This window comes from Blastopirellula sediminis, assembly GCF_020966755.1.
In the GTDB taxonomy this organism is placed as follows: domain Bacteria; phylum Planctomycetota; class Planctomycetia; order Pirellulales; family Pirellulaceae; genus Blastopirellula; species Blastopirellula sediminis.
Genome location: NZ_JAJKFT010000010.1, coordinates 2,697,185 through 2,718,181, shown reverse-complemented (window position 1 = coordinate 2,718,181; position 20,997 = coordinate 2,697,185). Strand labels below are relative to the sequence as shown.

Sequence of the window (20,997 nt, the reverse complement as noted above, 5' to 3'; positions counted from 1 at the left end):
GGGCTTGGTGGTAGAATGAACGACCGCCTCCGGCCTTCCTATTTCCCTGCGCTTCGTCCCCCGACAGTCTTGAGCTTATGTACCTGCGACTCGCCAAACGAGCCCTCCTCGAAACGGACAAACGCCTGGTCGCCAAATTCGCCTGGCTGATGGGGTACAAAGGGCTGCGCAGCGTGGTCAAGCACAAGTCGCGGCTGAAGCGGGGCGAGTTCTTTCCGCCGTTCCTCTACATCTCGGTGATCAACAGCTGCAACCTGCGCTGCCAAGGCTGCTGGGTCGACGTCTCGGCCAAGCAAGAGAAAATCGACGTCGCCGCGATGGACAGTTTGCTGAACCAGGCGAAAGCGATGGGGAACTCGTTCTTCGGCATCTTAGGGGGCGAACCCTTCATGCATGCCGATTTGCTCGAAATCTTCGAGCGGCACCAGGACGCCTACTTCCAGGTTTTCACCAACGGACACTTCATCACCGACGAAGTCGCCAAGAAGCTGCGGAAGCTCGGCAACGTCACGCCGCTGATCAGCATTGAAGGGACCGAGATCATCAGCGACGAACGTCGCGGTCGCGGCGGCGTCTACAGCAAGTCGATGGAAGGAATCGAAAACTGCACCCGCAACAAACTGCTGACCGGCGTCTGCACCAGCCTTTGCCAAACCAACTTTGACGACCTGCTGCAAGAGAAGTGGCTCGATCGTTTGATCGAGATGGGGGTCTTCTACGCGTGGTACCACATCTACCGGATCGTCGGTCCGGAACCGAACCCGCAGTTGGCTCTCACTCCTGAGCAACAATATCAGGCCCGCAAGTTCGTCGTCGAGATGCGCTGCAAGAAGCCGATCGCGATCATCGACGCCTACTACGACGCTGACGGCAACGCTCTCTGCCCAGCGGCGACCGGCTTCACCCATCACATCTCGCCGTACGGCGACATCGAACCTTGCCCGGTGATCCAGTTCGCCAAAGAATCGATCTATGACGAACGGCCGCTGAAAGAGGTTTTCCAGGAATCGGAATTCCTCCGCGGCTTCCGCGAGCTGGCGGCGACCAACACCCGCGGCTGCATCATTCTGGAACGTCCCGACCTGCTGAACGACTACGCGCGTCAGCACCAGGCGAAGGACACCACCGTTCGCCACGCCGCCTACGACGAACTCGATCATCTGCAAACGAGCCCTTCGCAATACAATCCGGGCCGCGAAGTTCCGGAAAAGAGCTGGGCCTATTGGCTGCTGAAGAAGTTCGCCTTCCATGACTACGGCGCCTACGGCCGCCACTTCGATCTGAAGAACTGGCGCCCGACCATCAAAGACGGCCAGGCCGTTAATCAACCCCATCCGCCGCTGGTGCAACTCGAAACGACGCCGTCAAAGTCAAGCGACTAATCCGCCCAACACTAGCCCGCAGCGCAAGCGAGGGAATGCGCCGGGCTAAATGACGAGGGTCGAAACCCGAATGACGAATTGGCCAACGATCGTCATTTGAACCTCGATGTTCGTCATTTGCTTGCGCCCCCATTCCCTCGCTTGCGCTGCGGGCTAATGTAGGACGCTCTCTGTCCAAGCCGCCGACGTCAAACGCGCAAACTTCCCTTTCTGCACTTGCTCCACCCACCCTACGATTCTCGGGCCACCTTTTACTGGCACGGTCTGCGCGTCCCGGCTAGAATGTTCGCAAGCTTAATACTTTTCCGGCCGAGACTCTCGTCATGCAACTTGCTCCGCTGCTGCTGTTGCCGATTCTGCTTGCTGCAGATCCGACGCCGCCGGCAGGTCCCGCCGCCAAACAGGTCGATCCGCCTGGGGTCCACAATCTGTTTCAAGTGACGCCGCGCGTCTTCAGCGGCAGTCAGCCGCATGGCGCCGAAGGGTTTGAGTCGCTGGAGAAAATCGGGATCAAAGTGGTCGTCTCGGTCGACGGCGCCAAGCCCGACGTCGCCGAAGCGAAAAAGCATGGCATCAAGTACGTCCACATTCCGTTCGGCTACGACGGGGTGCCGAGAGAGGCCCAACTGCAGCTCGCCGAAGTGATGAAGCAGTATCCCGGCCAGATCTACTTCCACTGCCATCACGGCAAACATCGCGGCCCGGCCGGAGTCGCGATCGCCTGTCTCGCCGAAGGCTCGCTCACCACCGCCCAGGCCGAAGCGTTCATGCATCAGGCGGGCACCAGCGGCGACTACACCGGGCTTTGGAAAAACGTCCACGAGTTCCAACCGATCTCCGCCAACATCCCTCGGCCGATGCTGGTCGAAACGGCCGAAGTTGAATCGCTCGCCGCCGCGATGGCGAACATTGACCGGGTCTACGACAACCTGGTCCTGATCGACAAAGCGAATTGGCAGACGCCGGCCGACCATCCCGATCTAACGCCTACCGGCGAAGCGCTGCTGATGCGGGAAGGTTTTTACGAGATGGGAAGGCTGCTGCCGGCCGACAAGTACGACCTGAAGTTCCGCCAACTGCTGAAAGCGTCGGAAGTCGTTGCGACGTCGATCGAAGCGAAACTGAAGAGCGGCGCGACGACCGGGCTGAGCGACGACCTGGCGAAGCTCAAAAAGTCGTGCAACGCTTGTCACGTCGACTATCGGAATTAGAAATCCCTTCGCCGTTAGGGAGCCTTCAATTCTCGTTTCGCCAGAAGCAATTTGATTTCGACCGTCGTCGCCGCCGCCAGCGCCAACTCCATGTCCACCGACGAAGCGGTCCCACTTTCAAATTTCGTCTTCGCGACGTCCGCATCTTGTTTTGCTAACACCAAAAGCTTCTCCAGCGCCGCCACGCGCGCCTCAGGAGTCTCCGCCGCTTCGATCTCCGCCTCCGTGAGTTTCTCGCGCGCTTCGAGCAACCGCTCCATCGGGACGATTCCTCCCTCGTATTGATTTTCGAGCATCTTGGAGCCCCTGGAAAGGTGTTGCACCCGACGTTTGAGCAACTCCTGCAATTGCTGAGAATCGTCGGGAACCGCCACTGGGACCTCCGCAGCTACCGGAGGATCGATAGCCGCCTCCTCTGCCGCGCCCGGCAGATCCGCCCCTTCCCCCGCAGGCCCTGACGTAACGGAGGATTGAGAGGAGCACGCACCGAACAAAACCGCGGCAAACGAAACAAACGAAGCCAGGGCGATTTGCGAAACGCGACGCATGACATACCCTCTCGCGAAAGGCCGTGCGCTGTCCGCCGCCCAAAGCGGCGTTTCCTTACGACATCGTAGCCGAACGGCGAAGGGAAACCTAATTGATTCCCACGGGGATCCGGGGCGCCAGGAAAACTACTTAATCCCCGACTGATTCCGATTCAGCGCCCCCTTCACGCCCAAGATCCGCGGGTCGCGGGCGATCTTGTCGGTGAAGACGCGGACGTCGTTGATGATCGGCTTCAGCTTGGTCGAGATCTCTTGCACGTTATCCGCCGCCATGTTCAACCGCTGATAAAGTTCCGGATTGGTCATCAACTGACCAAGCGTGCCGTCCGGATTGTTGGCGGCGCGAGCCAGACGCGCCAACTGCTCGATCATGTCGCTCAGGTTCTCGGTGCTCGTTTCGAGATTGGCGATCAGCTGTTCGCCGCGAGCGCCGAGCGGCTCGGTAAACCCTTCCAGGTTTTCGAGGTTGGTATCCGCTTTTTCGACAACCCCCTTCATCCGCTCGATCAAGTCGCGCGATTCGTTGAGCGTTTCCGGCAAGCCTTGCAGCGCTTCATGCAGCCGCGCGTTCAACTCTTTGTCGGCGACCAGTTCGTTGACCGCGATCATCGCATTATCAAACCGATCGAGCGCCAATTCCGACTTTTCCATGATCCGCTGGAAACGATCCTGGTTGTTGACCAGCGTCTGATTCGCGTTGTGGGCGAGCGTGCCGACTTCCTTGCCGGCGTTGTCCATCGTCGAGAGAGTCCCGATCAACTTGTCTTCCAGGTTGACCAGCACGTCGAGCGGATTGTTGCCGACCAGCCCTTCGATCACCGCCTTGTCCGACAGGACGGTCACCTCTTGCGTCGGTCGTTCGCCAGGGACGAACTCGAGCAGCGCGTCGCCTAGAATCGAGCCGGACGAGATGCGGCAGACTTCGTTCGACCGCGGCATGTACTTGCGATCAATCTTCAGCGTCACCAGCACGTCGCGATCTTCTTGCAGCGCGACGTCGCTGACGCGGCCGATCAAGATGCCCGAAGTGCGGACCGGCGTATCGACCGTCACGCCGGGCGCCTGATCAAAGACGACGTAGAGCGTATTGCGATCGGTGACGAGGGTCGGGAACTCGCCGAGCAAAAAGAGGAGGATGCCGGCGATCATGATCGCCGCCAGCATGACGACTCCAACGCGAAATTGTAGGATGCGATCGTCCATGTCGCCTTACGCCCTCGCCGCTTCGCGCATTTCCATCAGACGCTCCCCGGCCTCGCCGTGGATAAACTGCGTCACGCGGCGATCTTTACATTCGTCCAGCCCTTCCGGCGGACCGTCGTACAAAATCTGCGGCTCGTCTCCCTTCAGTCGCGCCGCAGGATAAAGCATGATCACGCGGTCGGCCGTCTTCCGGGCGGTCCGCATGTCGTGCGTCACCACAATGCTGGTGACCGGATAGCGCGAACGGGTTCGCAGGATCAACTCGTTGATGACGTCGCTCATAATCGGGTCGAGCCCGGTCGTCGGTTCGTCATAGAGCATCACTTCCGGCGTCAAGGCGAGCGAACGAGCCAGACCGACTCGCTTCTGCATCCCTCCGGACAGTTCGGCCGGCTTCTTCCAGACGATCGAGTCCGGCAAACCGACGTCGGCGAGCAAACCGAACACAATCTGGCGGATCTCTTCGATCGGCTTGTTCGTATGTTGTTTCAGCGGAAAGGCGACGTTCTGGCCGATCGTCATGCTGTCGAACAAGGCGGCGCCCTGGAAGACGAACCCGTAGCGGATTCGCTGCTTGGTCAGTTCCCGTTCCGAAATCATGTGCAGGTCTTGGCCGTCGAAGGTGACCGTCCCTTCGGTTGGGCGAATCAGGGCGATCAACGTCTTCAGCAGCACCGTCTTGCCGCAACCGCTTTCGCCGATGATCGCCAACGTCTGCCCCCGCGGAACCTTGATGGAGATGTCGCGCAGCACCGTCTGACTGCCGAACTGCACATGCAGCGAGTCGACATCCAGAATCGGATCAGCGCGTTCGTCTTCCAAGCGGGCGTGCAAGCGTAACCTCAAAACGTAATTTTATGATCCGGCCAAAACCAGTCGTGCAGCGAATCGAGCGAAATCCCCAACGCCAAGTCGATCGCCAAAATAAACACAAACGAATAAACGAACGCGGCGGTCGCCGCTCGGCCGACCCCTTCGGCGCCCGGCTCGCAATGGAAGCCGCGGTGGCAGCTCACCAGGGCGATCGTCCCGCCGAAGAAGACGCTTTTAATTAGACCATAGAAAATATCCCACGACTGCACGAACTGCTCGGAGTTGTACATGTAGTAGTGCTGATCGATCCCCAGGATATTGACCGAGTAAAAGTAGCCGCCGACAAACCCCATGAAGTCGGCCATCACGGTCAACGCCGGTATCAATATCACGCACGCCAGAAATCGGGGGACCACCAGATAATGAATCGGGTTGGTTCCCATACTGTCGAGCGCGTCAATTTGTTCGGTAACTCGCATCGTCCCCAGTTCGGCCGCCATGGCGCTGCCGACGCGACCGGCCAGCATCGTCGCGGCCAACACCGGGCCCAGTTCGCGAACCAGCGTCATGTTGATCACGGCGCCCAATCGCGTTTCCAGTCCCAGTTGGCGAAACTGGAAGTAGCTTTGCACGGCGAGCACCATCCCGATGAACGTCCCGGTCAGCGCCACCACCGGCAGACTCATCACGCCTACCTGGTAAAAGTTGGGGACCAGCGTCTCTCGCTTCGGCAGCCGATTGAAGAGCCACTTCATCGTCCGCAAGCTGAAGAGGGACATGTCCCCCACCGCAATCGTGAACTCAATGCCGAGCGTTCCCCAATCGGCGATCCAATTGAAAAACGCCTCTTCGAGCCACGTCAAATGCCGCGGCTTCGGCGAAGGGTTCGAGTTGTTGTCTGCTGTTCCGGTCGCCATCGCAATATTCGGGGGGACGAATGCGTGCTAGCTACAGTCGAAATGCGCGCGCACCTCGGGGGATCAAAAATAACTTCGACGTCCCCCCGCGATCAGCTTGAGGAAAGCTACGCCGGTTGGCGAAGGTTTGCCCGCGGCGCCTGAAATAGAGCGTGAAACGGTTGTAATTCACGCGCAGCGACAGCGGTGCTAGCGGGCTTCGGCCTCCTCTTCCGACCAGGGATCGGCTGCGACGATCGGCGCCTTCGGGACGGCGGACGCGACGCTGTCGACCACGCGCAGTTCGTATCCCAACCCGCGAATCAGCGACAAGACGACCATCAACCCCATGCAGTGCGAGACGCCCGCCAAGAGGGGATGCAAAATGAATATCGACGGACCGCGCAGACCATCAAACGCTAGAAACACCATCACATTAGCGATACTGATCGCCACGCCGATTCCGAGCAGTTTGAGCAAGCGACGCCCCCACGATCCGCTCCACAGAAACGCGGCGGCGATCGCGAACAGCAGAATCGCCTGGTTAAGGAACAGTACGATGCACCAACGAGAAATATAAATCACATTCAGCAAGTTCTCGGCCCCGCCTGGCGAACCATACACGTTGAATAGCGCCAGCGTCACGCCGGCAATCGCCGTCCCGATAACCAAATGATGGAGATGAAACGTGGAAGAAGAAGAGACCGGATTGTCGCCATAGGCGAGTCGCAGCCGCGTGACGCTGCGAAACGTGAAGATCGCCATCGTGGCCGCCAGCCAACCTAAAACGAGATTCGCCGCCGTCATCGCCTCCAGTTCTTGCAGCGTCTCCAAGCCCCACCGCAACATGCGGCCCGTATTCAACAAGACGTACGAACCCATCAACGCCAAGCAGGCGGTCGGCAACCGCACGATCATCCGTCCGGGCCCCAGCGCCGTCCACAATGCGATCAAATCGATCTGCACGCCGATCGCCGCGCTAATGGCGGCGTTGAAGACGAAGAGGGGCCCCGAGCCGACGAAAAACATGAGCGGGTAATAGATTAGATCGACGACCCCAAATCCGATCGCCAGCAAGGCGAACAACCCAATCCTCGTCCGCAAAGACGCGAGTTGCCCCGTCGGCGCCGTCTCCGGCGTTTCCCCTGCGGCCGCCAGCCAGTTTTCCGGTTCGTTCACTTAGCCCTCTTCCGTCCAAGGATCGGCAACGACCGCAACCGGCGATTCATCCGTCGCCGCATCGCGGGCGCCATCCGCAACCTGCAGTTCATATCCCGCGTAACGAATCACTAGCAGCGATAACAACAGACCAAAACATTGCGTCAGGTTCATCATCTGGTAAATCGCCAAGACTAGCCACAGGTCGTCCATTCCCTCCAGCATGGTGAAGATGAAGACTTCGCACGTCGTCACGACGACGGTAATCGAAACCAAAGTTACGATTCTCCGCCACCAGAGAGCGGACCAGCGAAACGCCGCGAGGATCACGGGGATCGTAATCAGCAGATTGACGACCGCCGCGATTCCAACCCCAATATAAAAATTGCGATCGAGATCGAAGACGCCAAAGACTGGGTAGCCGGCCCATTTCAAGACGGCCAGCGTGGCGCCGCAGAGCGCTGTCCCAACGATCAAGTGCCGGAGATGGAACTTGACGCTCGACGCACTCGATTGATCCGTGCGGATCAGCCGCCGTCGCGTAATCGCCCGATAGACGACCAGCGTCAGCGTGACCGCCAACCAGGCGAACAACATCACCCCAGCGATCAAGCTCTTTTCCTCTTGCCGCATCCTTTCGCCTGAAAAGAGCTCCGCCCCGGTGTGCAAACAGACGTAAGCCAACGTAATCGCCAGCACCATCCAAGGAATCCGCACCACCATCCGTCCCGGTCCAACTGCCGTCCAGAAGGCGATCAAATTGATTTGTACGGTGACCAATCCGATCACGAATAGCGGCGCCCAAGGGGGCCCCTCGTTGTTCGACAACCACGAGATCGACGCGGCCAGTAAGTCGAACGTCAAAAACGCGATCGCCAGCGCGATCAGCGTTCCCCGCTTCGCAAAGTTGGTCGCCGAATTCTGGTTGGCAATCGGTTCCATTGGGCGTCCTTCGTCCTTGCGCTAGTCGTCTTGCGTCCATGGATCCGCATCGATTGGCGGCGGCGATTCGACTTCCGTTTCCGACTTCAAAACGCCGTCAACCACGCGCAGGTCGTAACCGGCCAGCCGAAACCACGATAGCGTCCAGAACAATCCAAACCCCTGCACGAAGTTGATGAGCGCCAGAAACGCAAACGCCCGGGCGAAGTCAGGGGGCATTCCTAGCACAGCGCACAGCACGATTATTTCGACGACGGTCAGCGTCAGGCAAATCACGGCTAGAATCAAATGCCGCGCAGGCCAACTCTCCCACAGCCGAAAGGCGCAGGCGATCGCCGGAATGACCGTGACCAGGTTCACCACCGCGGCGACCGACAGGGCGAACAGAAGTTGACCCTCGAAGTGAAATACGTCGGGCACCGGATACCCGAACCAATTCAGCATCGCAAAAGTCACGCCGAATAGCGCCGTCCCCAGAATCAGATGCTGCAAATGAAACTTGCGTGAGGAATCGGTCGCCTGATCGGAAAGCGTCAGTCGCCTGCGTGTGACCAGGCGATATCCGAGCAAGCTCAGCGTCGCCGCCAACCATCCAAACAGCAAGATCCCAGCCAACACCAATTGTTCGGACGGGGGCACCTCATACGGGATAAACCGCGAGGCGCCTTTTTGATGCGCGATATAAGTGAGCGTGATCGCCAACAGCGCCCAGGGCAGCCGGACGACGATTCGCCCCAAACCGAATGCCGTCCAAAACGCAATCAGATCGATCTGCAAGACGAACAGCCCGACGTAGGCGCCCTGCGGAAACGCCATCTCACGCCCTTCCGACAATCGCCAGAGCCCGGTCATCAAATAATCAAAGCCCAGGAACAAGACCGTCAGAACGACCAGCAGCGCCCAGCGCCGACTGCGCAGCGATATCGGTGGTCGCTCCCCGCTTTCTTGCATGATCACGCCGCCCCGTTTAAGTTAACGATTCGCGAACCGCCCGATTGTAACACCTTTGAAATCGCCACGTGGAAAACGAACCGATCGCGGAAGAACTGACCGAGACGCCGGCGCCGTTGGTCACCCCGCGCGGATTCTTGATCTTGATCTCGCTGCTGGTAGTTCTGCTGGGAAGTTCCGCTTCTCATTTGTACGACTTGAATAATGCGCAGCTGACGCTGATCGCCGCCCATCTCGGCACGCTGGCGATCGCCTTCGCGGCGTTCGTCTTCGTCTACGGATCGCGGCGGCGGCGTCTCGAAAAGGAGGCGGGCCCGCTCTTGGAGGAACTCAACCGAGACTGGAATCGGTTGTTCACCGCGTGGGATCATGACGCGATCATTGTTATCGGATTTTTCCTGCTGCAAATGAGTATTCGCTCTTTCCTCGAAGATCTTGACGCATTGTCCGGAAACGGCAATGCAACCATCCTGAATTGGCAAATGACCCTCCCGCTACTGGCCGCCGCCACGATCCTAATCTGCATCGGCCTCTGGGACTTTGACCTGCTGCAGATGCGGCGAAACGGCGCCATCCTGGGCCTCACCTATACTCCCTGGAACAAGCTCAAGACCTGCCGCTGGAGCACGCACGAACAAAACGTCCTGCTCATCGGCTGGGGAACGATCTACAAAGTTCCGGTCAGTTCGCGCGATCGGCCGAAAGTCGACCAGGTTCTCAGTACCGTACTGGCCGAGCGCCAGTCTGCCCCCAAGGCATAGTCGCATGAAACCGGAAGTGTCGGAGCGACAAGAGCGTTTCCAGTTCGGCATCTGGCATTTGATTCTCGCGACGGCGATCGCGGCGGTAATCGCGACCGCGACGGCGCCGCTGCTTCGCGAATTTAACCTCGTTCAATGGTTGACGCTTGGCTGCAGCGCCGCAGGCGTTGCGTTCGGCGTTCTCTCCTTTGCGGCGATCGTACTCGTTCCCCGCTATCAAGCGAGCATTAACGGCGGTCCGCTTCTCTTCGAGTTTCCTGCTCACGCGTCGCGTGAAACCGTCCGCGACATGAAAGTCTCAGCGGCGCTCGCGTGGTCGACGCTGCTCCTTTACGTCCTCTATTTTTTTTCGCTCGACCGAGCGGCCGACGCCCGTCATTCGCTCATCGAGTTCGTCTCACCCCTGTTTCTCACCATGGTCATCGCCCTCAGTTTCTGCAACGCTTTGTTCGCCGCCAGACGGCCCCAACTGCGAGAGTATGGCGTCTTGATCGGAACCGTCTTCACCCCCTGGGAGAAAGTCGACACTTGTTATTGGAGCCGGACCAGTCCCGATCAACTCCGAATCGGCGGTCCCCTCGTCGCCGACGTGACAGTCTCGGCAAACCACTGCACGCAGGTAGAGAACATACTCCAGCGTAAGATAAACTCCTATATTGTGGCGGAGCCGGTCGCTTCGCCGAACTTGAACGCCGGGGAGCGTTTTCGTGAAGGAAACGTCCAACCATGATCGACCTGCCTAACGTCGAAAAGCGACCGCAGTTTCAACTGCGTCACGTCGGCGTCGTCGTTTTCGTAGCGGCGATCGCCTTGGCGATTGCGGCGCCCTGGCTGCGGCAATGGACCGCGACCGACTGGCTGATCCTCTTGCGATTTGTCGGCTGCGTGGCGGTCGGCGCCATCATCTATCTGCTTATGTACGAACTCCGTTATCAACATATCCGGCGCAACGCGGGTCGTTTACTGGCCAGCGTGCGTACGTCCGGTTCGAAGTATGGAAAAATCGCTTACTACTTTCTGGGCGCCCTCCTCGCTGCGAGTCTCTTCTTTTTTGGACTGCTGCAAATCGAATCGCACGAGCACCTGCCGCAATCCGACCTCTTCACCTGGTTTCTGATGCAGTGCCTGATTCCGATGCAACTTTCCTATCAAGCGTGCTTCTTTCTCCGCCGCGACAGCTCAACGCGATTGTATGAGAATGGTCTCTATTTCGGCGGCGCTCAGTGGTTTGCCTGGGAACAAATCGACCACTGGAATTGGAGCAGCGTCGCCCCCGACAAGCTGCTGATCTACGCGCATCAAATGCAAGTTGCGGCGATTGACGTTTTGCCTCAGCAACGAGAAGAGATCGAATCGATTCTTGGAGATCGTTGCGGCGGGTCCCCATCATCGACCGCGGAAAACGGGAAGCTACCGCCAGACGTGAAACCGATCGATGCCGAATCCCACTGAATCGCCAAGCGACAAGCCGCCGCAGTTTGATCTTGGCTGTCTGTTGGCGGTGATTGCAATCTTTGCCGGCATCTTCACGCTGATCGCCCCATTTGTGGTCGATTTCAATCGCAACCATTGGTTAATCATCGGGGCGGTGAGCGGGGGCTTCTGCCTGGGAATCGCTGCCGGCGTTTTGATTGCGTATTACCCTCGCTATGTCGCTCGCAACAGATCTGGCGACCTCCTGCTTGAGCTCCCACCAAACAATGCGGCAGGCGGCGTCGTCTGGGAAACGGCAGTTGGCGTCGGCTGCGAAGGAGTGATCACACTGCTGTTTGGCGTTCCCATCTCTCTGATCGCATTTTTGTTTCAAACGCCGACCTACGAAAAGTTTCCGCTGCAATTTTCTCACTTGCTCCCGATCGCCGGAGTCGCCGCCGCTATGGCTGCGATCGGAATCATCGTCACGGCCCCGAAACTGCGACCGCAGCTACGCCAAAAGGGTCTGCTGGTCGAGCTGAAACTTACTCCCTGGGAAAAGCTGACCACCGCCCGCTGGAGTTCGCTCAAACCGGACGTGCTGAGAATCGGCTCTTATGGCGTGGAGGAACTAGCGGTTCCGCCCGAAGATCGCGAACGCGTGGAGGCGATCCTGCGCGAGTATTGCCCCAATTTATTTTCCGCCGACGAAGCGGCTGCGGTAGACTAGCAACCACCCCCAACTTCGCTCCGCCGCAACCAGGCCCATGTCAACGCACGAAGAAATCCCCGAGACCGGACCGCAGTTTCACATTGTGCACCTGCTGGTCGTGATGTTGGTGGTGGCGGTCATCGCGGGGATCATGGCGCCGCTGGCCCGCAATTTTACCCCTGGCGAGTGGACGCTGATCGGCACGGCGCTACTCAGCATCCTTCTCGGCGGCGTGCTCTTCTGCGTTGTCGTGCTCTTTCCCCGCTACATCGCGCAGCGGCGGAGCGGCCTACTGTTGCAGAACCTGGACAATAGCGTCGGCTGGAGCAACTTCATCGCCTTGCTTCGTCTGAGCTTCTTTGGCTGGACCATGTCGACGCTGACGGTTTTCTCCGGACTTTGGAATCGCAGCTTTCTCACCTCCTATCCTCCTACCGACTACGAACTGCTGCAGGTCGCGTCGCTCTTCATCGCGACGACGCTCGTCTTCGGCTACGGAATATTCCCCTTTCCCCATCCGCAGCTACGCGAGAATGGGGTCCTCTGGGGCGCCTTCTTTACTCCTTGGGAGAAGTTGACCGTTCGCTGGAGTCGTCGAAACCCGCAGATTCTGGAAATCAGCGCAGCGACTCTCTGGCAGTTTCCGGTCGAATGGAACCAACGGGCGAAAGTCGCCGCGATCATAAAGAAGTACTGTTTGGATTTTATTGACGAAACCCATCACTAGTCGCCGATCGGGGCACGTCTGCGTCGATGTCCACCTCCGAAACTCCGCCGCCCAAGAACCGCCCGCAGTTTCGCATTCGCCATCTGTTGATTGCGATGGTGATCCTCGGCGTGATTATGGCGATCGTCGCCCCGTTTGTGCGCGTCGCGAACGCCAACCAGTGGATGTTGATGGGGGCGGCGTGCGCAGGACTCGCGTTGGGGACGGGAATATTCCACTTTGGGATTCTCATTCCCCGTCGCTTGACGCGAAAAAACGCGGGCACGCCGCTGATTACACTGTTCGGCGGCGGCTATACGCTGACCGATTGGGCCAGCTTACGCGGGGGCGTCTTCGTGGTCGCCTTTTGGGTTTTCGTGAGATTCGCTTCGTTCTGGAACGAGGGGGCCACGTTGTCCAATTCTGCATTCCAGTCGCATCGCTTGTTCGAGATGGAAATCGTCTTCGGCATCCTGGCAGTTCTCGTCGGGCATCTGTTTGTCCCGGCGGCCGAACCGCAGTTGTGCGAAAACGGATTGTTGTGGGGCGCCTATCTAGTCCCCTGGCAAAGCTTGAAGATCATTCGGGGAGGAATGCTCGATCCGCTCTACCTGCGGATGAGCTACACGCCCGACAAAAAGATTCGGGTTCGCGCCGATCAGCGCGAGCAAGTCGAAGCGATTCTGCGCGAGCGCCGTTCACTTTTTGACAACAACCGAAGCGCTGATTTTTCCGAGTAATGATCTGCGATTCGATTACCACGCAATCCCAACTTGAATTTATGTCGCCTGACGACGCCAACAACAACGAACACCGCCCGCAGTTTCGCCTGCGTCATTTGCTGATCGTGACGGCGATTGCGGCCGGCGTGATTGCGATCAGCGCCCCGCTGCTGCGCGACTTCGATCGTCAACGCTGGATGATGATCGCCGCGACTGGCGTCGGCTTCTCTGCCGGCGCTCTCGCCGTTGGCCTCTTCGGACTGATTCCGCGATATTACGCTCAAAAGCGGGCCGGCACGCTGTTGCTCGAACTTCGTGACCGCGCCTCGCTAACAAAGAGCTTGGGGTTTAGCGGATTCATGAGTCTCATGACTATTTTTAACGTCGGGATCGTTCTCTTTTACATCTTGCTGCCATCTCCTCCGCAAGCCGGTCGGGCGTTCCTTGCGAAGTCCCCTTTCCTTCCTGGCGTATTCGCTTTTGTAGCGGCAATGTGCGTCTTTCATGCGATCTGGCCGCCGCCTCATCCGCGGTTGCATGAAAACGGCTTTGTTTGGGGGCCAGTGTTCATTCCTTGGGAAAAACTAAGCATCGCCCGCTGGGATCGACTCTATCCTGACGTGCTGCAAGTAGGAACCTATTTCGCCTACCGAATCAAAGTAGCGCCCCACCTGCGCGAGCAAGTCGAAGCCATCTTGCGCACACACGCGGCAGGTTTTATACAATCACCAGGAACTTCGCATTCCAAAGATTGACACGCCGCACCGGCGGCGACACAATCGGGCGACTCGCCCCACTCCCCTTCCTTGTTATCGCCAAGAGAGATTTTGACATGCGACCGCGCAGCATCCTCGCTCCCGAATGGTGGGACTTCACTACCCTCGACCGTGAACTGTTGGACGACGCCGCCCGTCTGACGCTGGAAGACATCGAAGGGTTCTCCCGCGAAGGCTTTGAGGTGCGGATGTACGACACGCTCGAAGATTTCTACCTGGCCGAAGCGCTTGAATACATCACCGCCTGGAAGCAGGCGACCGCCGACAACCCGTGTGGCATCTGCGGTCCGATCGGCCCGACCGAACAACTGCCGCTGGTCGCTCGCCTGGTGAACGAACTGGAGCTCGACCTGAAGCACGCGCACTTCTGGGGGATGGACGAGTGGGTGATCGACGGCAAGGAAGTGCCGTTTGATTTTCCGCTCGGCTTCGCCAAGGCTGACACCGACATGCTGTTCGATCGGATCAAGCCGGAACTTCGCATGCCGAAAGAAAACATTCACTTCCCCAAGGCGGACGTCAGCGAGTACGTCGCGTCGTGGGACCTGGCCCGCTGTTTGGTGATGCAGGGGGGCCAAGGGGACGCCAAGCACTGGGCGTTCAACGATCCCTTCCCGCGAACCGGCGCCTACGTCGACGCTCCCCCTTCGCCAGAAGAATATCGCCAGCTCGGCACTCGCGTCGTGGATCTGCACCCGGTCACGGTGATGCAAAACGCACGGACCAGCGGCGGCGGCGTGGTGACCGAAGTGCCGACTTCGGCCGTGACGGTCGGACCGAAAGAAACCTGGAAGTCGGAATGCGTTTCGATCTGGCAAGCCGGCGCCCACGACAATCCTTTCGGCCAACGCTTGACGGCGCTGATGATCGCCAAGAAGATTCCGGACTCGGCGGTGCCGATGTCGCTGTTGGCCGACCACCCGAACGTCCGCTTCAACTACTTCCGCGGCGGCTTGGGTACCTGCACGGTTCAAATGCACTAGAACAGATGCGCCAATGACTCGTTCCGTACTGGCCGTTGCGGCCCATCCAGACGACATCGAATTCATGATGGCGGGCGCCTTGATGGCGCTCGCCGACGTTGGGTACGAGCTCCACTATTGGAACATCGCCGACGGCTGCTGCGGCAGCTTGGAAACCGATCGCGAGACGACTGCCCGCATTCGTCTGGAAGAAGCGAAAACGGCCGCCGCATCGATCGGCGCCACCTTCCATCCGCCGCTCTGCGCGGATCTGGAAGTCTTTTACAACCTCGAGCTGCTCTCGAAAGTCACCTCGGTCATCCGCGAGATCGAGCCGCAAATCATCCTGACTCACGCGCCCAGCGACTACATGGAAGACCACATGCAAGTCGCTCGGTTGGCGGTAACCGGCGCGTTCAGCCGCGGCATTCCCAACTTTCCGGTCGATCCGCCGCGACCGATCATCGGGCAAAAGGTAACGGTCTACCACGCTCAGCCTTACCAGAACCGCGATCCGCTCGGCAAACTGGTGATGCCGGAGCTGTTCGTCGATACGACCGACCTGGTCGAGCGGAAGGTCGAAATGCTGGCCTGTCACAAGAGCCAAAAGGAATGGCTCGACAAAAGCCAGGGGCTGGGCTCCTATCTCGAGGCGCTCCGCAACATGGATCGCCAGATCGGCGGGCTGTCGGAAAAATTCGCCTTCGCCGAAGGATATCGCCGGCATCTGTACGCCGGATTCTGCGATCCAGGGGACGATCCGCTGTCCGCAGCGCTGGCCGAGCGTGCACTTCGTAATCCAGCTTACTAATCGCGCAATTCCGTTCGCCCTGCCCTTCCCTAAACGCGGCTGTTACAATAGCGTGAATAGTCGTTCTAACAATTAATTGGGGTTCGGGGAGCCGGATATGGAAAGTCTCGAAAAGTTGGCGTTCATGTTGTGCGGCGTTGCGCTTACGGCAATTTGCTGGGGTTCGTATGGCGCTGTGCTGCATGAAGGCCAGGCGAGACTCGGCGGCTCGTTCAAACCGCTGATCTGCGTCGGCTTCGCCTACTTCGTCGTCGCGATCCTCATCCCCGGCGCGATTCTCGCTTCGCAAGGCAAGCTGTGGGAAGGTTGGAGCTTCGGCGGCATCGGCTGGAGCAGCGCCGCCGGCGTCTGCGGAACCTTGGGCGCCCTCGGCATCATTCTGGCGTTCAGCGCCGGCAGCAGCTTGTCGAAGCCGTGGATCGTGATGCCGCTGGTCTTCGGCACGGCGCCGGTCATCATCACCTTCATCTCGATGACGACGAAGGGTCTGTGGGGAGACGCGCATCCGATCTACTACGCCGGGTTGATCATGATCATCGCCGGAGCGGTTACCCTCCTCTTCTTCGCTCCCCGCGGCAAACCGGCTCACGCTGCGACGGCTGACCATGGGGCCGCTTCGGCTCCCGAGAAGCCGGCCGCACATGCCGACGCCGAAACCAAACCGGCCGCCGAATAGCCAGCGATGACGATGAACGACGACAGCCGCGATCAACGCCTCGTGGAGGCGATCGACGCCCAACTCGCGCATCTCTGGATGGTCCGCACGTTTCTGAAGCATGCGGAAGAAACCGAAGAGGACGACGAACTGCAGGAAGTGGCGCGTGCGTTGTACGACTACATGCTCGCGCTCGGCGGCCCGTTGGAAGGCGGCGATACGGCCGCCTATCTCAAGCTGGCGAAGAAAAAGCTTTCCAAACTCCGCCGCGCCGGCGAGTTGTTCCAAGAGATCCAGCCCGAGATCTCGGACCACACCAACTTCAAAATGGCCGCGGCCAGCTGCAAGACGGTGATCGCGGAACTGGAACGGTTGTTGGCATAGAAGGGTATTACGTCCCGCGCAGCGCCCCGAACCATTCAATCTGCCGTCGCGGGCCAAACTGCAATTGATGCTGATCGCACCACGGCTGCAGCCACTCGCGAATGGCGTCCAGTTCGCTCACTTCGGTCCCTTGCGGCATCATGTAGACGCTGCCGCGATCAATCTGCGGGAACCGATCCAAGTACCGCAGCGCCTCTTCCGCATCGGCCGGGCGATCGATCACAAACTTGAACTGATAGGCGTGCTCGTCGATCAACCGGCGGATCACGTCGGGCGCGACGCGGGTCTGCTCATGCCGACGATGCCACCGCGGAAAATCATCCGGCGCCGGGGCCGAGTTCGACATCTTCGGGCTGATCGACATCAGATCGCAGGCCAGCGGCAGGTAAAGCGTTCCGGCCGTCTCAATCGTGATATGACGTCCAGCGGCGTGGATTCCTTCGCACAGCGGGATCATTTCGGCGAACAACATCGGCTCGCCCCCGGTCAGTACGACATGGCTGCAATCGAGCAGGGCGATCCGCCCCAAGATCTCAGCCACCGACAGATCCTCCCCTTCCGGCCGCCACGACGCGTGAGGCGTGTCGCAAAACCAGCAGCGGAGATTGCAGCCCGAGGCGCGTACGAAGGTGCTGGTGACCCCGGTAAGGGCCCCTTCGCCTTGGACGGAACGATAGATTTCGGCGATACGCACGCGTAGGAACTGTCGCTAAAAGGTCAAAGCCCCGCTTTTCGTCGCGGGGCGGTTAAGCCAAAATACCAGTTTACCGAGTAGGAGTGACGCGCAAATGGCGACTCAGTTTCGCGATATTCTAGAAACTTTCGAAAATCAGAACCCTGGGCGCGATTACAACATCGAAATCGTCTGCCCCGAGTTTACGTCGGTTTGCCCCAAAACGGGCCAGCCTGACTTCGGCACGCTGATCTTCAACTATATTCCCGAAGCGAAGTGCGTCGAGCTGAAAAGCCTGAAGATGTACCTCCAGGCTTTCCGCAACGAGGGAATCTTCTACGAAAACGTCACCAACCGAATTCTCGACGACCTGGTCGCCGTCCTGTCGCCCCGCTGGATGCACCTGGAAGCTCGCTTCACGCCCCGCGGCGGCATCAGCACCAACGTCACCGTCGAGCACTACGCCGAGACGTCGGAAGAGGAATAGTCAGGCGGTCTGACCACCGGCGGCATCAATAATAAATCGCCGATCCGCCGGCTTTCCACAGGTCGAACAATTCGCGGCAAGCCGCCCGTTCGACGTCGCTGACGAGCTTGGTCGCGCTGCCGCCGATCTGGTAGAGCTGGCCTGCGGGCATCCGCAACTCGTTGAAGCCTGTCTCGGCTGCGTCTTCGATCGTCGCGCCGTAATAAACTTCGTCGACCCGAGCCCAGTGCAGCGCCGTCGCACACATCGGGCAGGGCTCGCAGGTCGTCGCGACTTGCGCCCCCGGCAGCAAGATTTCGCCTACTTTTTTGCAGGCGATCCGCAGCGCCGTGACCTCGGCATGCGCGGTCACGTCGGTCGTTTGCAACACGATATTGTGCGACACGGCGATCACCTGGCCGTCGAGCGCGATCGCGCATCCAAACGGCGACTGGCCGGCGGCGATCCCCTCTTTGGCTTTGTCGATAGCCAGCTGCATCAGTTCCGAAGGCGAAATCATGGGCGATTTTCGTAACAAGATTGGAAGAAATGGAGAAACGCTTCTGCCTACAATAGGTGATATCGTCCCTGCGGGGCGATAGCGACATTTTCTCCGCGTTTTCCCCCTTTCGCTAGTTAAGGTACTCATGCGTCACCTGAGAAATCTGGCCCTGGCCGCACTTTTGGTCAGCTTGCTGTCGGCTCCGGCCCTGGCCGTCCAGCCGAAAAACATCGTCCTGATCTACGCTGACGACATCGGCTATGGCGATTTCAGCTGCTACGGCGCCAAATCGTTCTCCACCCCCAACGTCGATCGGCTCGCCAAAGAAGGCTTGCAGTTCACCGATGGACATTGCGGCTCGGCCACTTGCACCCCCTCCCGCTATTCGCTCCTCACCGGGCGTTACGCGTGGCGCAAGAAGGGAACCGGCATTCTGCCGGGGGACGCGTCGCTGATCATTCCGACCGACGAAGTCACCCTCCCCTCGATGCTGCGTGACGCAGGCTACAAGACCGGCGTCGTCGGCAAATGGCATCTCGGCCTCGGCAAGGGGAACGTCAACTGGAACGAAAAGATCGCCCCTGGTCCGCTCGAATGCGGGTTCGATTATTCGTTCCTGATTCCAGCGACCGGCGACCGCGTCCCGTGCGTCTATGTCGAAAACCATCATGTCGTTGGGCTCGACCCCAACGATCCGATCGAAGTCAGCTACAGCAAACCGGTTGGCGACGAACCGACCGGCAAGGAACATCCGGAACTGCTGAAGATGAAGCTCTCGGTCGGTCACGATAAAACGATCGTCAACGGCATCAGCCGCATCGGCTACATGACCGGCGGCCAATCGGCGCGCTGGGTCGACGAAGACATGGCCGACGACATCACCGAAAAAGCGGTCGCGTTCATCGACGACAACGCCAACAAGCCGTTCTTCCTCTACTTCTCGACGCACGACATCCACGTCCCCCGCGTTCCGCATCCGCGGTTCGTCGGCAAAAGCGGTCACGGCCCGCGCGGCGATGCGATCCTGCAGTTCGACTGGTGCGTCGGTCAGATCCTGGAAGCGCTTGATCGCAACAAGCTGACCGAAGATACCTTGGTCATTCTGTCGAGCGACAACGGCCCGGTCCTGGATGACGGCTACGTCGATCAAGCGGTCGAACTGCTTGGCGATCACAAGCCGGCCGGTCCCTATCGCGGCGGCAAGTACAGCGAGTACGAAGGAGGCACCCGCGTCCCAACCATCGTCCGCTGGCCGAGCGAAGTGAAACCGGGCCAGTCGGAAGCCCTGGTTTGCCAGATCGACTTCCTCGCTTCACTGGCCAAGTTGACCGGCCAATCGCTGCCGGCCGAAGCGGCGCCCGATAGCCTTGACGTTGCGGACGCTCTGCTCGGCAAGACGAAGATCGGCCGCGACGAACTGGTCGAACATGCCTTCTCCAAACTTTCGCTCCGCAGCGGCGACTGGAAGTACGTCGAAGCGAAAGGGAAGAACAAGGCCCAGCTCTACAACCTCTCCAAAGACATCGGCGAAGAAAAGAACCTCGCCAACTCGTCGCCGGAGAAGCTGAAAGAGATGGAAATCCGCCTCCAAACGATCCGCGACGCCGGCCGCACCCGCGAGTAATTCGCTAATCACGAACCCGAGGCGCAAGCCGAGGGAATGCGTCCCAAACAAAAGGGCGGTCTCAACCCAAAGAGCCCGCCCTTTTTCATGCGCACCTCGCAAACACTAGCCCGCAGCGCCAGCGAGGGAATGCGTCCGCAAGAACAAATAGAACACGGAAGCCACGGACGAGTCACGGTAAGAACACGGCAAGAATAGTAGCCCGCAGCGCGCCCAATAGTAGCCCGAAGCGCAAGCGAGGGAAATGCGGCCGCAAGTGAATGACGAATGTCGAAGCTCGAATGACGAATCAAGCACGAATTCTCCAATGACGAAGACGGGCAACTCCCCACACTAACCCGAGGCGCAAGCCGAGGGAATGCGGCCGAAAGAAGAATAGAACACGGAAGCCACGGACAAGTCACGGTAAGAACACGGCAAGAATAGTAGCCCGAAGCGCAAGCGAGGGAAATGCGGCCGCAAGTTCTTAAAAAAGGGTGGCCCAGCCAGTTCCCCACAGAACTGGCTGGGTTGCGCAGCAACAAGATGCAGCGCCATCCGGTCTCAAAAACTCGCACGCTCAACCACCTCCAACCGCATGGCGCGGCATCTTGTCGCTAAAGCGACCCAACCAGTCGTCACCGACTGGTCGGGCCACCCAGGCCAAGAAATCTCGCTTGCAAAACGCACTGGCGTTTTGTATACTACACCCCTCAAGATGCGGGCGTCTGATCAACCGCCCAGCGT

24 protein-coding genes are annotated in these 20,997 nt (G+C 59.2%); 15 read left to right on the top strand and 9 right to left on the bottom strand.

The window, feature by feature from the left end; genetic code table 11:
* Positions 1-77: 77 nt before the first annotated feature.
* Together LOC68_RS22730 and LOC68_RS22725 are read left to right on the top strand one after the other, a co-directional pair.
* Positions 78-1,382 carry a radical SAM protein gene (locus LOC68_RS22730; RefSeq protein ID WP_230222995.1) on the top strand — a complete coding sequence of 435 codons (1,305 nt, stop codon included), beginning with the start codon at positions 78-80 and terminating at the stop codon, positions 1,380-1,382.
* Between the two features lie 323 nt (positions 1,383-1,705).
* Positions 1,706-2,593: a hypothetical protein gene (locus LOC68_RS22725; protein WP_230222993.1), complete on the top strand. Its 888-nt coding sequence runs from the start codon at positions 1,706-1,708 to the stop codon at positions 2,591-2,593.
* Positions 2,594-2,607: 14 nt separating this feature from the next.
* Here LOC68_RS22725 and LOC68_RS22720 read toward each other — a convergent pair whose 3' ends face one another.
* The 7 genes from LOC68_RS22720 to LOC68_RS22690 form a co-directional block, all read right to left on the bottom strand.
* The gene (locus tag LOC68_RS22720; protein ID WP_230222992.1) at positions 2,608-3,141 is read right to left on the bottom strand and encodes a hypothetical protein; all 534 of its coding nucleotides are present in this window, start codon (positions 3,139-3,141) and stop codon (positions 2,608-2,610) included.
* Positions 3,142-3,267: 126 nt separating this feature from the next.
* Positions 3,268-4,344 (bottom strand): MlaD family protein, encoded by a 1,077-nt coding sequence (locus tag LOC68_RS22715; protein WP_230222990.1) that lies wholly within the window; start codon positions 4,342-4,344, stop codon positions 3,268-3,270.
* A gap of 6 nt (positions 4,345-4,350) precedes the next feature.
* Positions 4,351-5,178, bottom strand: a complete 828-nt coding sequence (locus tag LOC68_RS22710) for an ABC transporter ATP-binding protein (RefSeq protein ID WP_230222988.1) — start codon at positions 5,176-5,178, stop codon at positions 4,351-4,353.
* 8 nt (positions 5,179-5,186) lie between these two features.
* Complete coding sequence (locus tag LOC68_RS22705) at positions 5,187-6,074, bottom strand: MlaE family ABC transporter permease (protein ID WP_255670759.1); 888 nt, start codon at positions 6,072-6,074, stop codon at positions 5,187-5,189.
* Between the two features lie 189 nt (positions 6,075-6,263).
* Positions 6,264-7,232: a hypothetical protein gene (locus LOC68_RS22700; RefSeq protein ID WP_230222986.1), complete on the bottom strand. Its 969-nt coding sequence runs from the start codon at positions 7,230-7,232 to the stop codon at positions 6,264-6,266.
* Positions 7,233-8,153 (bottom strand): hypothetical protein, encoded by a 921-nt coding sequence (locus tag LOC68_RS22695; protein WP_230222984.1) that lies wholly within the window; start codon positions 8,151-8,153, stop codon positions 7,233-7,235. It lies immediately after the preceding gene.
* A 21-nt stretch (positions 8,154-8,174) separates the two neighbouring features.
* Positions 8,175-9,104 (bottom strand): hypothetical protein, encoded by a 930-nt coding sequence (locus LOC68_RS22690; RefSeq protein ID WP_230222982.1) that lies wholly within the window; start codon positions 9,102-9,104, stop codon positions 8,175-8,177.
* Between the two features lie 68 nt (positions 9,105-9,172).
* Between LOC68_RS22690 and LOC68_RS22685 the strand changes: the two genes are divergently transcribed.
* The 11 genes from LOC68_RS22685 to LOC68_RS22635 all read left to right on the top strand — a co-directional run bounded on the left by LOC68_RS22685 (position 9,173) and on the right by LOC68_RS22635 (position 17,006).
* Positions 9,173-9,865 carry a hypothetical protein gene (locus LOC68_RS22685; protein WP_230222981.1) on the top strand — a complete coding sequence of 231 codons (693 nt, stop codon included), beginning with the start codon at positions 9,173-9,175 and terminating at the stop codon, positions 9,863-9,865.
* 4 nt (positions 9,866-9,869) lie between these two features.
* The gene (locus tag LOC68_RS22680) at positions 9,870-10,595 is read left to right on the top strand and encodes a hypothetical protein (RefSeq protein WP_230222979.1); all 726 of its coding nucleotides are present in this window, start codon (positions 9,870-9,872) and stop codon (positions 10,593-10,595) included.
* Positions 10,592-11,317 (top strand): hypothetical protein, encoded by a 726-nt coding sequence (locus tag LOC68_RS22675; RefSeq protein WP_230222977.1) that lies wholly within the window; start codon positions 10,592-10,594, stop codon positions 11,315-11,317. The genes LOC68_RS22680 and LOC68_RS22675 overlap by 4 nt, the downstream gene beginning before the upstream one ends.
* Complete coding sequence (locus LOC68_RS22670) at positions 11,301-12,008, top strand: hypothetical protein (RefSeq protein ID WP_230222975.1); 708 nt, start codon at positions 11,301-11,303, stop codon at positions 12,006-12,008. The genes LOC68_RS22675 and LOC68_RS22670 overlap by 17 nt, the downstream gene beginning before the upstream one ends.
* Before the next feature lie 37 nt (positions 12,009-12,045).
* Positions 12,046-12,717 (top strand): hypothetical protein, encoded by a 672-nt coding sequence (locus LOC68_RS22665; protein WP_230222973.1) that lies wholly within the window; start codon positions 12,046-12,048, stop codon positions 12,715-12,717.
* A gap of 26 nt (positions 12,718-12,743) precedes the next feature.
* Positions 12,744-13,436: a hypothetical protein gene (locus tag LOC68_RS22660; protein WP_230222971.1), complete on the top strand. Its 693-nt coding sequence runs from the start codon at positions 12,744-12,746 to the stop codon at positions 13,434-13,436.
* 41 nt (positions 13,437-13,477) lie between these two features.
* Positions 13,478-14,173 carry a hypothetical protein gene (locus LOC68_RS22655; RefSeq protein WP_230222970.1) on the top strand — a complete coding sequence of 232 codons (696 nt, stop codon included), beginning with the start codon at positions 13,478-13,480 and terminating at the stop codon, positions 14,171-14,173.
* 77 nt (positions 14,174-14,250) lie between these two features.
* On the top strand, positions 14,251-15,177 hold the full coding sequence (locus LOC68_RS22650) for a glucosamine-6-phosphate isomerase (RefSeq protein WP_230222968.1): 927 nt from the start codon (positions 14,251-14,253) through the stop codon (positions 15,175-15,177).
* A 13-nt stretch (positions 15,178-15,190) separates the two neighbouring features.
* Positions 15,191-15,967 carry a PIG-L deacetylase family protein gene (locus LOC68_RS22645; protein WP_230222966.1) on the top strand — a complete coding sequence of 259 codons (777 nt, stop codon included), beginning with the start codon at positions 15,191-15,193 and terminating at the stop codon, positions 15,965-15,967.
* 97 nt (positions 15,968-16,064) lie between these two features.
* A complete protein-coding gene (locus LOC68_RS22640) occupies positions 16,065-16,643 on the top strand; it encodes a hypothetical protein (protein ID WP_230222964.1) in 579 nt (192 codons plus the stop codon).
* Between the two features lie 6 nt (positions 16,644-16,649).
* Complete coding sequence (locus tag LOC68_RS22635; RefSeq protein ID WP_230222962.1) at positions 16,650-17,006, top strand: amidohydrolase; 357 nt, start codon at positions 16,650-16,652, stop codon at positions 17,004-17,006.
* A gap of 7 nt (positions 17,007-17,013) precedes the next feature.
* On the opposite strand, the gene LOC68_RS22630 is transcribed toward LOC68_RS22635, so the two are convergent.
* The gene (locus tag LOC68_RS22630; RefSeq protein ID WP_230222960.1) at positions 17,014-17,700 is read right to left on the bottom strand and encodes a 7-carboxy-7-deazaguanine synthase QueE; all 687 of its coding nucleotides are present in this window, start codon (positions 17,698-17,700) and stop codon (positions 17,014-17,016) included.
* Between the two features lie 94 nt (positions 17,701-17,794).
* Between LOC68_RS22630 and queF the strand changes: the two genes are divergently transcribed.
* On the top strand, positions 17,795-18,166 hold the full coding sequence (gene queF, locus LOC68_RS22625; RefSeq protein WP_230222958.1) for a preQ(1) synthase: 372 nt from the start codon (positions 17,795-17,797) through the stop codon (positions 18,164-18,166).
* Positions 18,167-18,191: 25 nt separating this feature from the next.
* On the opposite strand, the gene LOC68_RS22620 is transcribed toward queF, so the two are convergent.
* Positions 18,192-18,665, bottom strand: a complete 474-nt coding sequence (locus LOC68_RS22620; RefSeq protein WP_230222956.1) for a nucleoside deaminase — start codon at positions 18,663-18,665, stop codon at positions 18,192-18,194.
* A 127-nt stretch (positions 18,666-18,792) separates the two neighbouring features.
* On the opposite strand from LOC68_RS22620, the gene LOC68_RS22615 reads away from it, so the two are divergent.
* Positions 18,793-20,271, top strand: a complete 1,479-nt coding sequence (locus LOC68_RS22615) for a sulfatase family protein (RefSeq protein ID WP_230222954.1) — start codon at positions 18,793-18,795, stop codon at positions 20,269-20,271.
* The last annotated feature ends 726 nt before the right edge of the window (positions 20,272-20,997 follow it).

Excerpts from the sequence above, each read along its gene's own strand:
- LOC68_RS22730 (WP_230222995.1), top strand. The coding sequence starts at position 78 with ATGTACCTGCGACTCGCCAAACGAGCCCTCCTCGAAACGGACAAACGC.
- LOC68_RS22725 (WP_230222993.1), top strand. The coding sequence starts at position 1,706 with ATGCAACTTGCTCCGCTGCTGCTGTTGCCGATTCTGCTTGCTGCAGAT.
- LOC68_RS22720 (WP_230222992.1), bottom strand. The coding sequence starts at position 3,141 with ATGCGTCGCGTTTCGCAAATCGCCCTGGCTTCGTTTGTTTCGTTTGCC.
- LOC68_RS22715 (WP_230222990.1), bottom strand. The coding sequence starts at position 4,344 with ATGGACGATCGCATCCTACAATTTCGCGTTGGAGTCGTCATGCTGGCG.
- LOC68_RS22705 (WP_255670759.1), bottom strand. The coding sequence starts at position 6,074 with ATGGCGACCGGAACAGCAGACAACAACTCGAACCCTTCGCCGAAGCCG.
- LOC68_RS22695 (WP_230222984.1), bottom strand. The coding sequence starts at position 8,153 with ATGGAACCGATTGCCAACCAGAATTCGGCGACCAACTTTGCGAAGCGG.
- LOC68_RS22690 (WP_230222982.1), bottom strand. The coding sequence starts at position 9,104 with ATGCAAGAAAGCGGGGAGCGACCACCGATATCGCTGCGCAGTCGGCGC.
- LOC68_RS22680 (WP_230222979.1), top strand. The coding sequence starts at position 9,870 with ATGAAACCGGAAGTGTCGGAGCGACAAGAGCGTTTCCAGTTCGGCATC.
- LOC68_RS22675 (WP_230222977.1), top strand. The coding sequence starts at position 10,592 with ATGATCGACCTGCCTAACGTCGAAAAGCGACCGCAGTTTCAACTGCGT.
- LOC68_RS22670 (WP_230222975.1), top strand. The coding sequence starts at position 11,301 with ATGCCGAATCCCACTGAATCGCCAAGCGACAAGCCGCCGCAGTTTGAT.
- LOC68_RS22665 (WP_230222973.1), top strand. The coding sequence starts at position 12,046 with ATGTCAACGCACGAAGAAATCCCCGAGACCGGACCGCAGTTTCACATT.
- LOC68_RS22660 (WP_230222971.1), top strand. The coding sequence starts at position 12,744 with ATGTCCACCTCCGAAACTCCGCCGCCCAAGAACCGCCCGCAGTTTCGC.
- LOC68_RS22655 (WP_230222970.1), top strand. The coding sequence starts at position 13,478 with ATGTCGCCTGACGACGCCAACAACAACGAACACCGCCCGCAGTTTCGC.
- LOC68_RS22650 (WP_230222968.1), top strand. The coding sequence starts at position 14,251 with ATGCGACCGCGCAGCATCCTCGCTCCCGAATGGTGGGACTTCACTACC.
- LOC68_RS22645 (WP_230222966.1), top strand. The coding sequence starts at position 15,191 with ATGACTCGTTCCGTACTGGCCGTTGCGGCCCATCCAGACGACATCGAA.
- LOC68_RS22640 (WP_230222964.1), top strand. The coding sequence starts at position 16,065 with ATGGAAAGTCTCGAAAAGTTGGCGTTCATGTTGTGCGGCGTTGCGCTT.
- LOC68_RS22635 (WP_230222962.1), top strand. The coding sequence starts at position 16,650 with ATGACGATGAACGACGACAGCCGCGATCAACGCCTCGTGGAGGCGATC.
- queF (WP_230222958.1), top strand. The coding sequence starts at position 17,795 with ATGGCGACTCAGTTTCGCGATATTCTAGAAACTTTCGAAAATCAGAAC.
- LOC68_RS22620 (WP_230222956.1), bottom strand. The coding sequence starts at position 18,665 with ATGATTTCGCCTTCGGAACTGATGCAGCTGGCTATCGACAAAGCCAAA.
- LOC68_RS22615 (WP_230222954.1), top strand. The coding sequence starts at position 18,793 with ATGCGTCACCTGAGAAATCTGGCCCTGGCCGCACTTTTGGTCAGCTTG.